Raw genomic sequence first — 13,116 nt, forward strand, 5'->3', positions numbered from 1 at the left:
CGTCCGGGATTCGCGGTGTCACCGCTGGGTGCGGCGCTGGAGCAGGCGCAGCGCCTTCTCCTTCTCGAAGTCCAGTGCCCTGCGGGGTGCCTGCAGGCGGCCGATCCGCAGCCCCAGGTCCCGTACGGCCTGTGCGACCGCGGGTTCGCTCAGTGTGCGCAGTGCGAAGGCGAGCTCGGCGGGGGAGACGTCGAACCGTTTCTCCAGCTCGACGCTCTGGGCGACGGCCGAGAGCTCCTCCGGGCCGAACCGCCGGTGCGCGCCCCGGTCCCTGATCGGGGGCAGCAGTCCGAGTGCCTCGCGGTAGCGGAGCATCCGGGGGGACATGCCCAGCTTTCTGGCGGCCTCGGTGATCCGCATGGTGCCCTCTTTCCGGTGATTTCCCAGAAAAGCTTACATTCTTGTGTCAGGTTACCCGCTCAGAGGGTGCGCGGAGCCGTTCCGGCCGCCTAAACTCCCAGACATCGACTGTTCCGATGGAACGGCGGGCCCGGCCCCAGAGCGAAGCACGATCGCGAGACGAGCGCGACGGGCGAGGGTGTGAGGCGAACGCCGCCCATCAACCAGAGGGGTAACCACATGGACTTCAAGGTCGCCGACCTTTCTCTCGCGGCCTTCGGCCGCCGGGAGATCCAGCTCGCCGAGCACGAGATGCCGGGCCTGATGGCCATCCGCAAGGAATACGCCGCGGCCCAGCCGCTGGCCGGTGCGAAGATCATGGGCTCGCTGCACATGACCATCCAGACCGCCGTGCTCATCGAGACCCTGGTCGCGCTCGGCGCCGAGGTCCGCTGGGTGAGCTGCAACATCTTCTCCACCCAGGACCACGCCGCCGCCGCCGTGGTCGTCGGCCCCGAGGGCACCGTGGAGGACCCGCGGGGCGTCCCGGTCTTCGCCTGGAAGGGCGAGACCCTGGAGGAGTACTGGTGGTGCACCGAGCAGGCTCTGACGTGGCCCGGTGACGACGGCCCCAACATGATCCTCGACGACGGTGGCGACGCCACCCTGCTCGTCCACAGGGGGGCCGAGTACGAGAAGGCCGGTGCCGTCCCCAGCGCCGACGAGAACGACCCCGAGGAGTGGAGCGTCATCCTCGACCTGCTCCGCCGCACGGTCACCGACGAGAAGCGCTGGACCAAGGTCGCCTCGCGCATCAAGGGCGTCACCGAGGAGACCACCACCGGTGTGCACCGCCTGTACGAGATGTTCAGGAACGGCACGCTGCTCTTCCCGGCGATCAACGTCAACGACTCGGTGACCAAGTCCAAGTTCGACAACAAGTACGGCTGCCGCCACTCGGTGATCGACGGCCTCAACCGCGCCACCGACGTGCTGATCGGCGGCAAGGTGGCGGTCGTCGCCGGATACGGCGACGTCGGCAAGGGCTGCGCCGACGCGCTCAAGGGCCAGGGCGCCCGCGTCATCATCACCGAGATCGACCCGATCTGCGCGCTGCAGGCCGCGATGGACGGCTTCCAGGTCACCACCCTGGAGGAGGTCGTCGGCATCGCCGACATCTTCGTCACGACGACCGGTAACTTCGACATCATCACGGCCGACCACATGGCCCGGATGAAGCACAACGCGATCGTGTCCAACATCGGTCACTTCGACAACGAGATCGACATGACCGGCCTGGCCCGGATCCCCGGCATCGAGAAGACCGAGGTCAAGCCGCAGGTCCACACCTGGCGCTTCCCCGACGGCAAGCAGATCATCGTGCTCGCCGAGGGCCGTCTGATGAACCTGGGCTGCGCCACCGGCCACCCCTCGTTCGTCATGTCCAACTCCTTCACCAACCAGGTGATCGCGCAGATCGAGCTGTTCACCAAGACCGACGACTACCCGGTCGGCGTCTACGTGCTGCCCAAGCACCTGGACGAGAAGGTCGCGCGCCTCCACCTCGACGCCCTGGGCGTGAAGCTCACCACGCTCACCAAGGCCCAGGCCGAATACATCGGCGTGGACGTCGAGGGCCCCTACAAGTCCGACCACTACCGTTACTGACATCCGCGGTCGAGTTTCGCCGGGCCCCCGCCGCTTCGCGGGGGCCTTCCGGCGATTTCGGGGTTCGGGTAGATCTGGGGAGAGATGTGGACAGCGCTGAGCGCGCCCTGGGGGCCGCGGGGGAGCTGAGGATCGGGTGGGCGGCGCGGGCGATGCCCGTGCTCACCGCCCTTGGCGAGCGGTTCGCCGCGGAGCGGCCCTTCGACGGGCTGCGGATCGCCGCGTGCCTGCACGTCACCGCCGAGACCGCCGTGCTCATGGGCACCCTCAAGGCGGGCGGGGCCGAGATCGCGCTGGCCGCGTCGAACCCCCTGTCCACCCAGGACGACGTCGCCGAGGCGCTCCGTGACTACGGCGTCGTCGTGCACGCGCGGGCCGGGGTGACCATGGACGCCTACTACCGCCACATCCACCAGGCGCTCGACATCGTGCCGGACATCGTCCTGGACGACGGCTGTGACCTCGTCAACATCCTGCACACCGAGCGGACCGAGCTGCTGGAGACGGTCTCCGGGGGGTGCGAGGAGACCACCACCGGGATCATCAGGCTCCGGCGGATGGCCGCGGAGAAGGCGCTCAGGTTTCCCGTGGTGGCGGTCAACGACACGCGGACCAAGCGGATGTTCGACAACCGCTACGGCACCGGTCAGTCGACCATCGACGGGATCATGCGCGCCACGAACACCCTGCTCGCGGGCAAGACCGTGGTGGTCGCCGGATTCGGCTACTGCGGCCGGGGCGTCGCCGAGCGGGCGAGGGGCCTGGGGGCGCGGGTCGTGGTGACCGAGATCGACCCGGTCAAGGCGCTGGACGCCTTACTGCAGGGCTACGACGTACGGTCGATGGCGGCCGCGGCCCGGGTCGGGGACGTGTTCGTCACGGTCACCGGCAACCGTGACGTGATCAGGGGTGAGCACCTGGCGGAGATGAAGGACGGGGCGATCCTGGCCAACGCCGGGCACTTCGACGTCGAGATCGACGTCCGCGCCCTGGACGACCTGGCGCACGCCGTCCACCGGGGGGTCCGCCCCAACACCGACGAGTACGTGCTCGCCGACGGCCGCAGGCTCCTGTTGCTCGCCGAGGGCCGCCTGGTGAACCTCACCGCCGCCGAGGGGCATCCCGCCGCCGTCATGGACATGTCCTTCTCCGCGCAGGTGCTCTCGGTGGCGTGGCTGGTCCGCGAGCGGGCGCGGCTGGAGCCGGGGGTCTACGACGTGCCGGGAGAGGTCGACGTGGAGGTGGCGCGGCTCAAGCTGGCCGCGGCCGGGATCGAGATGGACGATCTCACCGTTGACCAGGAGGAGTACCTCCACTCCTGGCGGCTCGGTTCCTGACCTCCTTTCCCTCGGTCACAGACGGGATACGCCGCGCACGCGGCCTCGGGCCGGGGAGAACCCCCTGCCACGACGATGTCACGATGACTTCTCCGGCTTGTTGCCGTACTGGGCGATCAGCTCGCTCGCCTCGCGCAGGATCGCGGCCTGCTGCTCGCGGCGCTTGCGGCGCCGGGAAAGCAGCGTCCGGGCGACGAGGAAGGCGAGAACGAGGAGGACGAGGAAGACGAGCTGCGGCCACGGCAACGCCCAGAGCGAGGTGTCGACCGTGGTCTGCTGGGCGGCGACGCCCTGGATCGACTCACCCACGACCGTGGGGGTCGCCACGACCTGCGAGGTGATCGGTCCCAGCGGCCAGACGCCGGTCACCTGTACGGTGAACTCGCGCCTGCCGCCCGGCATGACCTCTCTGGTCTTGGCGTCGGAGGTGTCCTTCCATCCGCTTTCGCCGACGAATCCGGACGTCTGGACATTCGTGTCCGCGGCCACCCGGACATTGCCTTCGTTGGTGACGGTGTAGGTCATGTCGATGGACCCCGAGGAGAACGGGTTCCACGATCCCTTGTACTCGGCCCGCAGGCCGGTCACGGCGACCTTGGCCACGTAGTCGCCGGTCACCCGGAGGTTCATCCGGACCCCCACCCGGTTCTGGACCCTGACCTGGCCGGAGATCGTGTCCACGGACGCCGTGACCCCCGCGGGGTGATCACCCGGCGTCGCGTTCTTCGGCACCGAGACCTTGACCGGCACGACGGCGGTGCCACCGGCGGGAATCGTCACCCGCTCGGGAATCTTGATCCATGCCCCGCCGTCGGTCGGCGTGGCGTCCGAGGGCCGCATGTCGAACAGTCCCTTGGCGGTCAGGTAGCCGTCGTTGGCGTCGATCGCGAAGGCGACCTCCTTGGTGGAGCGATTGGTGACCGCGATGTGCTCGGTCACCTCCTGCCCACCGGCGAGCTCGATGTCGATGGCGCTGCGGCCGTCGGGGCCCTTGGCGTCGGCCGGCGCGACCGACCAGGTGATGTCCCCCGGGCCCGCGGCGGCGGCCGGGAGGGCGTATCCCGTCAAGGTGGTCGCGCCGACAGCGCAGAGGGCGGAGAAGAGGGCGAGTGCCCTCCGCGAACTGCTCGTGAACAACGGTGGTATCTCCTGTTTCATGGTGAACATCCGGGACGTGTGGGTTAGGTTCGCACACGTCCCGGACACGCACAGCGGGGGGTGGCGTTCTGCCCCGCCATTGGTTCAGGACCGGTTGAACAAGATGGCGTTCACTGGTCGGCGTCGGGATCGGGTCAGCCGCAGCTGAGCGTGTTGTAGGTGGTGTCGTAGGTGGAGGTGGCCGGCTGGCCGTTGATGGTCGCGGCGCCCGTGACGGTCACGGTGCCGGCGGCGAGTTGCCCGGTCCGGGTGTTGAAGGACTGGTATGCCTGCTTGCCCGGGGCGACGTCGGCGACGGTCTTGGAGCCGTAGGGGGTCGACAGGGTGATGGTGGCGGGTGCGGTTCCGTTGTTGACGGCCGTGACCGCCAGGTGCGCCGTCGTACCCACGCAACGGGACTCCGCCGTCACGGTGAGCGGGAGCGTCGGGGCGACCGGCACCTCGACGGCCTTGATCTCCTCGACGTTCCCGGCCTTGTCGACGGCGCGGTACCGCACCTCGTGCTGCCCCTGCCCCGAGACGATGACCGTCCCGGTGTACGTCGTCCAGGCGCCGCCGTCCAGGGAGTACTCGATCTTCTCCACGCCGGACGTCTCGTCCGTCGCGGAGAGGGTGACCGGCACGCCGCCGTTGTCCTGCGAGCCGACCGCCGAGGTCGTCGTCGGCGCCGTCGCGTCGATCTTGACGGTGAGCGTCATGGTCGCCTCGACGTTGCCCCCCTTGTCGACGGAGCGGTAGGCCAGCTCGTGCGAGCCGTCGCCGGTGATGGCGACCGGCGCGGTGTACGTGGTCCAGGCGCCGCCGTCGAGCTGGTACTCGGTACGGTCGACCTTCTTCCCGTCCTTCCCGGGGGTCGCGGACAGCGTCACCGACACCGGACCGGTGAACCAGCCTCCGGCCGGCTGGGCCGGGGCGACCGTCGCGGTCGTCACCGGCGCCTTGTTGGTGACCTTCACGGTCTGCTTGCCGTAGTTGGCGCCGTTGCCTTCCGGCTTGTAGTTCCTCTCGACGTTGCCGGCGATGTCGACGGAGAACCAGGACACCTCGGTGGTCTTGTCGACCGTGATCTTCTGGGCCGCCTCACGCATGCCCGCCGCCCGCAGTTTCAGCGAGTCGAACGTCGGCCGCGTGCCGTCCAGCGTGTAGTACACGTTGGCGGGCTCGTTCACCTCGAAGGTGAACGTGGTGGAGCCTTCGGTCCTATCGGTGATCTTCAGGCTGGAGGTGGGACGCTTCTGGTCCTCGGCGAAGGCACGGGCGACCTCCAGGATGGCGATCTGACCGTTGGCGAACTCCATCGCCTCCTGGTGCCCCTCGCTGAAGGGCGGCTGGAAACCGACCGCGGTGAAGCGCTGGGTGGCCGGGTCGTAGATGTCCGCGCCGACCTCGAAGTCCCAGCCGATGATGCCCCGGTTGTACCAGTGCTCGTCGGCGCTGTTGCCGGCCGCCGAGTAGAGGACGTCGGTGACGGGACCGGTGCGGCCCGGCCAGATCGCCGTGCCGCGGTGGGTCTGCACCGCGGACAGGATGTGGTCGGAGGCGGACCAGAAGTAGTTCTCGGTACCGAAGTCGACCCGCGGCAGCACCTCGCGTCCGGCGGTCTTGTAGGCGCCGGGAGGCCACATGAAGTAGCCGCCGTAGGAGTGCGTGTTCATCGCGAACTTGATGTTCGGGTACTCGTTGGTGAGCCACACCTCGTTGCGGGCCTCCGGCTCCGAGAGCTTGGCGGGGCCGGCGTAGGTGTCGCTGGTGCAGGTCGCCGAGGCGCCGTTGTATCCGTCGGAGAAGGCGCCGACCGAGAAGTTGCGGTTCAGGTCCACCCCCCAGGAGTTGCGGCGCGCGGGGTCGGACGCGTTGTCGGCGCAGTGGTTGGTCATGTTCCTGCGCTGCATGTTGTAGTCGTACATCGAGTAGTGCGAGCCGTCGGGGTTGGTGGTCGGCAGCACGAAGATGTCGAGGTCGTCCACGAGCTTCTTGGTCTCCCTGTCCTGCGCGTAGTTGCGCAGCAGCCGCTCGGCGGCCTCCAGACAGGTGATCGGGGTGACCCACTCACGAGCGTGTTCCTGGCAGTAGAGGAACACGCCGGTCTTGGAACGGTCCCGCTTCTTGCCGATGCGAAGGACCTTCATCTGGAACGGGTCGCGTGACACGCTCGCCGGCGCCGTGAGGAAGTCGGTGAGCCGTACGGCCGCCGCGGCGGCGACCACGCCCGCGCCCGCGTTGCCGCGGTAGGTGTTCGCCGTCACCAGAGCGGATGCCGCCGAGTTGGCGTTGACGGCGTCCACCACCTGCTTGGCGGTGCTGGTGATCGCGCCGGAGGCGTCCGTGGCCAGGTTGACCACGATGTCCTTGCCGTTGACCGTGACCGAGAGCGGGGAGTCCGCGGCGTTCGGGTTGACGAGCGCCGCGGTGATGTCGTTGCCGCCCTCGCTGCCGTAGCTCTTGGAGTTCAGGTAGACGATGGAGGCCGTGGCCGTGCCGAACTGCGCCTGGGCGGACCGGCGGTAGCCGTTCGTCTTGTAGGGCAGGTCGACGATCTCCGAGATCTTCGGGAACTCGGCGGCGAGGCCGACGATCCGATCGGTGATCTCGGTCGGGTCCATGTAGCGGTCGACGAAGTCGGAGACGTAGTGCGGCTTCGGCGGCTTGCGCGTGGCACCCAGCCACTTGGTCACCTTCGCCGTCACCGAACCGCCGCGGTTGCTGGTGACCGTGACCTTGGACGGCTCCTTGTCGACCGCGAGCGGCGAGGTGAACCGGTGGTACATGTACTGGCCGGCGTCGGTGAAGCGGGACATCGTCGCCGTGCCGCCCGAGTCGGGGGCGGTGTTCTTGCCGCTGTCCCAGGTGGTGGTGAGGACGGTCTGCGCGTCGGTCGCGCTCGACTTCACCTCGACCGACAGGAAGCGCTGGTTGTCCACACTGGTGAACCACTCCGCGCGCAGGACCGTGAGAGTGTCCTCCGCGGCCTCGGCCGCGGTGCTCTTGGCGAGAGCCTTGGACCGCTCGACCTTGTTGGCGGCGAAGTCGCTCTCGTCGGAGATGACGCCGCGAAGGTCGAAGCCCTGGTCCCTGAGGCTGTCGGCCTCCTCGGGGCTGAGGACGGCGTGCACCTCGATGCCGTCGTCCAGGGGCTTCTTGTATTCGGCCAGGTCCACCCCCATGTCGGTCAGCCGGTCCACGTCGGACTGGTCGGGTACGACGATCCTGATCAGGGCGACGCCGTTCTGCTCGGTGGCGGGCAGCCGATCAGGAGCGACGTCGCTCACCGGCGGTCCCGGATCGGCGAGCACCGGGAGCGAGCTGACAGTGATCGCTATGGGTAGTGCGAGTAAGACGAGGGAACGTCGAACTCGTCTGCTGTAGGCAGCGCCTCTCACTGATCCTCCATCTGGCGTGCTGCCAGGTAGGGGGTCGGCCTGGCGGGGCGCACGCAAGTCGAAGGCAGTCTTTTGCAACGTTCCGTTTTTCGTCAAGCGGTCATATAGCCCGAATTTGGACTTTTAGATAACGGTATGGTTTCTAAGGATTTTTCGGTATATAGCGCCCTAAGGCCGTGTCGATGGTGCCGCACGAACCCCCGTGGACATGGGGGATCGAACGGTGCTCCCGGCTGGTGACCATGGAGCGCGCCCGGGGTGCGGACGGTCCGGTGTCAGGAAAGGCGGTGGCGCCGGTGGAACCGGGGGGTTCCACCGGCGCCGAGTCGTGACACGCCCGTCCAGCGGTGTCGTACCTGCCGGAAGGAAGGCCGGCGGGTATCGCGTCGGTTGTCGTCGGTCGTCATGTGACGGTGTGCCGGCGGGTGTGGGGGAGGTGCCGGATTCCCTCTCATGACTCGTCACGACAGTGGACGTGGTCTCGCCGCGGCGGGCGGAAACGGGCTACCCGTCGGCTCAGGACTGGTTGAACAGCGAGAGCGTGAGGGTGGAGTTGTACTCGCCGGCGGTGACGTCGACGGGGGTGCGCAGGGCGAGGTCGGCGTTGACCTCCCAGGTGCCGATCTCGTCGGCGGAGTTGGCGGTGGAGACGAGGAGTTCCTGTCCCTGGAGGCCGACGTTGGGGGCGCCGGTGCCGTCGGAGATGACGCTGGAGACGGGCTCGCCGGCGGCGACGGCTCCGGTTTCGGTTTCGCTGATCAGGCGGGGGGCCCAGCCGAGGTACTCGGGGCCGATGGTGGCGGTGCCGCCGGTGGCGGTGAACTGGCTGGCCTGGCCGACGACGGCCCAGAAGTCCCCGGCGGGGATCTCCGCGGGCAGGCGGGTGTCGGTGACGGTGACGGTGGGCAGGGTGCCGGTGAACTGGCGGGCGGCGGCGTTGGTGCCGTTCTCGGTGAGGGTGACGCCGTTGTTGTCGGCGACGGTCATGGAGACCTCACCGGGGACGCGGATGGGGTCGATGTTGACCGAGACCTCGATGCCCTCGTCGGGGTCGGCGGAGGCCATCGCGGGGGCGGCGGTGGCGGCGAGGGCGAGGCCGAGCAGGGACGCGGCGATGACCCGGGTGGTGCGGGTGGACTTCATGGGCTTGCTCCGTTTATGGGGGGCGGGGCCGGCCGGTCTGTCGGCCGGCCCCGGTTGAAAGTGGCGACGTTCAAGGGGGTGTGCTGTGTCGCCGTTGAGGTCGGGTCAGCAGCTGAGCGTGTTGTAGGCGGTGTTGTGGTCGGCGGTTACCGCCTGGCCGCCGATGGTCGCGGCGCCCGTGGCGGTCGCGGTGCCGGCGGCGAGCTGCGCGGTCCGGGTGTTGAAGGACTGGTAGGCCTGCTTGCCCGGGGCCACGTTGGCGAACGTCTTGGTGCCGTAGGGGGTGGACAGGGCGATGTCGGCGGGCACGGTGCCGTTGTTGACGGCAGTGACCGCCAGGTGCGCCGTGGTACCCACACAACGAGCCTGCGCGGTGAGGGCCATCGAGAGACCGGAGGTGAACTTCGTCTGGTTCTGCGGGTTGATCCTGTCGGTCTTCACGGCGGCCGCGGCGTTGATCTCGGCCTGGGTGAGGGACTCGCTCGGCTTCAGCTTGAAGGTGTCGAAACCGCGCACGATCTCGTTACCGTAGATGTGGCCGTTGTACCAGTAGGCGGACCAGAAGCCACCGGTGACCAGCGAGGTCGGGCTGACCGGGCCGCGGTCGAAGAACGCGATCTCCTTGGGGTTGGCGGAGTCGGTGAAGTCGAACACCGACAGGCCACCCTGGTACCAGGCCTGGACCATGACGTCACGACCCGGGACCGGGATGAGCGACCCGTTGTGCGCGACACAGTTCTCCAGCGTCGTCTGCGGCGCCGGGAGCTTGTAGTAGCTCTTGAAGACGAGCTTGCCGTCGACGATGTCGTAGATCGAGTTCGCACCCCACGACGGCAGGTCGGTGGTCCGGCAGCGCGCACCGGAGCCGCCGCCCCACTCGTCGGTGAAGACGACCTTCGTACCGTCGTTGTTGAAGGTGGCCGAGTGCCAGTACGCGTAGTTGGGGTCGGAGACCGCGTCGAGCCGCTTCGGGTTCGTCGGGTCCGAGATGTCGATCAGGATGCCGTTACCCGCACAGGCGCCGGCGGCGAGACCGATCTCCGGGTACGACGTGATGTCGTGGCATTGGTTGGTGACCGGTGACGGCGACCAGTTGGTGCCGGCCGGGTGCTGCGGGGTGGGCGGCGTGTTCTGCAGCCCGTTGATCGCGCCGGTCTCCTCGTTGGTGAAGATCCGGGGGTTGCTCACGACCGCGGCGTTCTGCGGAGCGGCGAGCGGAACCCGGATGACGTCGATCCGCCACAGCGAGGTGGCCGGGTCGGTCGCCGCCGTGTTGGCGCAGCCCGCGAGTTCCTGGCCGGAGCGCACGCTGGAGGTGCCGGAGACGTAGACGTACAGGTTCTCCGGCTCGTTCTTGCTGGTCACCAGCGAGTGCGTGTGCGAACCACGGCAGGTCTGCACCGCCGCCACCTGCGTCGGGTGCTCGATGTCGCTGATGTCGAAGATACGGACGCCGCGGAACCTGTCGGGGTTGACGGTTCCGGTGGCCCCCTGGGTGCCGCAGTCGATCCGACCGCGGGTCTCCTCGACCGACATGAAGAGCAGGTTCCCCTGCACCGACAGGTCGCCCTGCCCGCCGGGGCAGACCACCGACGTCTTCAGAACGGGCGTGCTGCCCGTGGAGATGTCGTAGATGTTGAAACCGTTGTAGTTACCGGAGAACGCGTAGTTCCCACTGAACGCCAGGTCGGAGTTGAGATACCCACCGCTGCCTGGGTTGGAGGGTACGTAGAAGCCCTCCGGCCTGTCCAGGTGAGCGGTCTTCTCCAGGTTGCTGATGGCTTCCTGGGCGTCCAACCATCCGGCACCAAGACCGATGCGGGGGTCGACGTCGGCCGCCGCGGAGGCCGTGGCCGGCAGGAGTCCTGCCAACACCGCACCTATCGCGATCATCCCGAGCTTTTGTAGTCTGGCACGTCCCCCACGCGCCGAACGGCTACCTCTCACGGGCCGCTTCCCTTTCTTTCGGGCATCCCCTCCCTAGGTGATCTATCGCGAAGGGCGACCCGGGATCTGCCGGTGCCTCTTTGTGACGCCAGCTGGGGGGGAGATCCACTTTGGTGTTACACGCCGAACTGTAACGGAAGCGGCCTTGATGTTCTATACCCTGACATATCTACTGTTCCGGATGGCCGCTACCTAGAAGGGTGCAAGGGGTTCACATAATGACTTCACTGCCCAAATGGCGAAATGTAAGCATGTTCGTGATCGCGGTCGGCATGCTCGCCGGATGCACCACGGAGTCGCCCAAGGCGTCGGCCGCTCCAGTGATCGTTCAGCCGGGAGCGCCGGGAGATCGCGGACAGACGCTCGCCGCCTCCTCGATGCCAACGGTCGCGGACACCCTGTTCACCGCCGCCGACGTGCTCTTCATGCAGGGGATGATCCCGCACCACGCCCAGGCGCTGCGGATGACCGACCTCGTGCCCTCCCGCAGCAAGAACCGGGACATCACCTTGATCGCCCAGCGGATGCAGGCGTCCCAGGAGGACGAGGTCGCGCTGATGCGACGCTGGCTCCAGGACCGCGACCAGAAGGTGCCGGACGCGAACCACGATCACTCCGGCGCAGGTGGGGAGCTCATGCCCGGGATGCTGAACGAGGAGCAGTTCGCCGAGCTGAAGAAGGCCACGGGCAAGGACTTCGACCGGCTCTTCGTGCAATACATGATCATCCACCACACGGGCGCGCTCCAGATGGTCGAGAAGCTGTTCGCCGACGGTGGCGGCCAGGAAACGGAGATCTTCACCTACGCCTCCCACGTCGACGCCGACCAGCGCATCGAGATCGACCGCATGCAGAAGCTCCTCGCCCAGCTGGGCGCTCCCGCTTCCGGCTGATCGTCGTTCCCCCTCCCGGCCGGGGCGCGTTCGCCCGGGGAGGGGGGCGGGAAAGGCGTGGACGGGCGGCTGTTTCGACGGCGGGGACAATGGTCACCGATCTTTGGTATTGACCGTCGCCCAAGCGGGGGCGAACAGGAAAGAAGGTGTCCTGTAAATTTTTTCCGAGGATCAAGTAAAGAGATGAATCAAATTTTGTTCTGACAAAGTCATGATTTGTCAGTCCAATTGTCGGTGCAGGTGATTCACTGATTCGCCGATTCGTGCTTTTTCCGTATCCGTTCCGTGTTCGTTCTATGCCTGTTTCGCGGCCGGGGCCGGTCCGATCAAGACGCTGGTCCCCCTGCCACAGGGCTGCGACGTACGGTCATGGCGACGGCGGTCCGCGCCGGGTGCGTGGTCAGGGGTGGTGCCAGGCGGAGGCGGGGTACGAGGACGGGACGGCGCGATCCTCGCGAGCCGTCCACGAAGGGGCGAGTCAGAGCTCGGCCTGCATCTCCCGCATCCTGCGGATCTCGGCGCTCTGGGTGACCGAGATGTCGTTGGCCAGTTCCTCGACCCGCACGTGTGAACCGGAGGTCAGGACCTGCTCGGACATCGCGAGCGCGCCCTGGTGATGCGCGATCATGAGCTGGAGGAAGAGCCGGTCGAAGTCCTTGCCCGAGGCGGCCTTGAGCGCGTCCATCTGCTCCGGTGTGGCCATACCGGGCATGTCGCCGTGCCCGGCATGGTGTTCGGGGACCCGCTGCCCCTGCTGCTGGAGCCAGGTGGTCATGAACTGGATCTCCGGCCCCTGCGCGTCCTTGATACGGGAGGCGAGGCCCTTGAGCCTGGTGTGCTCGCCCCTGGCCGGGGCGAGGGTGGCCATGTCGAGGGCTTGGCGGTGGTGGACGATCATGTCCTGGAGGTACTTCACGTCGGCCGCGTTCACGGTGGGCGAGGGTACGAGCGTGGCGGCCTCACTGGGGCCGACGGTCCTGGCGACCTCACCCGGCCTACCTGGGACGATCACCGGCGCCGAGGCGGCGGCCTCGGGGATCGCGGGGGCCTCCGGCTCCGAGGTGCACGCGCCGAGAGACAGGACGGCGACCACGGCGATGAGCGCGACGCGCACCCGGCCTCCTTCGTGAATGTTCATTACCGTCCTTCCGCGGCCCGGGGCTATCGGCTTCCGGGCCCGGCCGGATCCGCGATCCGCGGACCGGGCGCGCCTCAAGCTCCACGTGAACATCCACGCGAACGCGGCACGCC

Annotated in this window: 9 protein-coding genes; 3 read left to right on the forward strand and 6 right to left on the reverse strand. The window is 67.8% G+C overall.

The window, feature by feature from the left end:
- Positions 1-18: 18 nt before the first annotated feature.
- Complete coding sequence (locus ABT352_RS20645) at positions 19-360, reverse strand: MerR family transcriptional regulator (protein ID WP_350946480.1); 342 nt, start codon at positions 358-360, stop codon at positions 19-21.
- Positions 361-579: 219 nt separating this feature from the next.
- On the opposite strand from ABT352_RS20645, the gene ahcY reads away from it, so the two are divergent.
- Positions 580-2,007 carry an adenosylhomocysteinase gene (gene ahcY, locus ABT352_RS20650; RefSeq protein ID WP_350946481.1) on the forward strand — a complete coding sequence of 476 codons (1,428 nt, stop codon included), beginning with the start codon at positions 580-582 and terminating at the stop codon, positions 2,005-2,007.
- Between the two features lie 86 nt (positions 2,008-2,093).
- Positions 2,094-3,344 (forward strand): adenosylhomocysteinase, encoded by a 1,251-nt coding sequence (locus tag ABT352_RS20655; RefSeq protein WP_350946482.1) that lies wholly within the window; start codon positions 2,094-2,096, stop codon positions 3,342-3,344.
- Positions 3,345-3,422: 78 nt separating this feature from the next.
- Here the strand turns inward: ABT352_RS20655 and ABT352_RS20660 are convergent, their stop codons facing one another.
- The 4 genes from ABT352_RS20660 to ABT352_RS20675 all read right to left on the reverse strand — a co-directional run bounded on the left by ABT352_RS20660 (position 3,423) and on the right by ABT352_RS20675 (position 10,918).
- Positions 3,423-4,481 (reverse strand): COG1470 family protein, encoded by a 1,059-nt coding sequence (locus tag ABT352_RS20660; RefSeq protein ID WP_350946483.1) that lies wholly within the window; start codon positions 4,479-4,481, stop codon positions 3,423-3,425.
- A gap of 155 nt (positions 4,482-4,636) precedes the next feature.
- Positions 4,637-7,771: an OmpL47-type beta-barrel domain-containing protein gene (locus ABT352_RS20665; protein WP_350946484.1), complete on the reverse strand. Its 3,135-nt coding sequence runs from the start codon at positions 7,769-7,771 to the stop codon at positions 4,637-4,639.
- 627 nt (positions 7,772-8,398) lie between these two features.
- Positions 8,399-9,025, reverse strand: coding sequence for a hypothetical protein (locus ABT352_RS20670; RefSeq protein WP_350946485.1), 627 nt, complete (start codon positions 9,023-9,025; stop codon positions 8,399-8,401).
- 105 nt (positions 9,026-9,130) lie between these two features.
- The gene (locus ABT352_RS20675; RefSeq protein WP_350946486.1) at positions 9,131-10,918 is read right to left on the reverse strand and encodes an LVIVD repeat-containing protein; all 1,788 of its coding nucleotides are present in this window, start codon (positions 10,916-10,918) and stop codon (positions 9,131-9,133) included.
- A 305-nt stretch (positions 10,919-11,223) separates the two neighbouring features.
- On the opposite strand from ABT352_RS20675, the gene ABT352_RS20680 reads away from it, so the two are divergent.
- Complete coding sequence (locus tag ABT352_RS20680; RefSeq protein WP_350946487.1) at positions 11,224-11,865, forward strand: DUF305 domain-containing protein; 642 nt, start codon at positions 11,224-11,226, stop codon at positions 11,863-11,865.
- Positions 11,866-12,343: 478 nt separating this feature from the next.
- On the opposite strand, the gene ABT352_RS20685 is transcribed toward ABT352_RS20680, so the two are convergent.
- Positions 12,344-13,003: a DUF305 domain-containing protein gene (locus ABT352_RS20685; RefSeq protein ID WP_350946488.1), complete on the reverse strand. Its 660-nt coding sequence runs from the start codon at positions 13,001-13,003 to the stop codon at positions 12,344-12,346.
- Between the last annotated feature and the right edge of the window lie 113 nt (positions 13,004-13,116).

Origin of the sequence: Streptosporangium sp. NPDC000563, assembly GCF_040299985.1 — a bacterium.
Lineage (GTDB): Bacteria > Actinomycetota > Actinomycetes > Streptosporangiales > Streptosporangiaceae > Streptosporangium.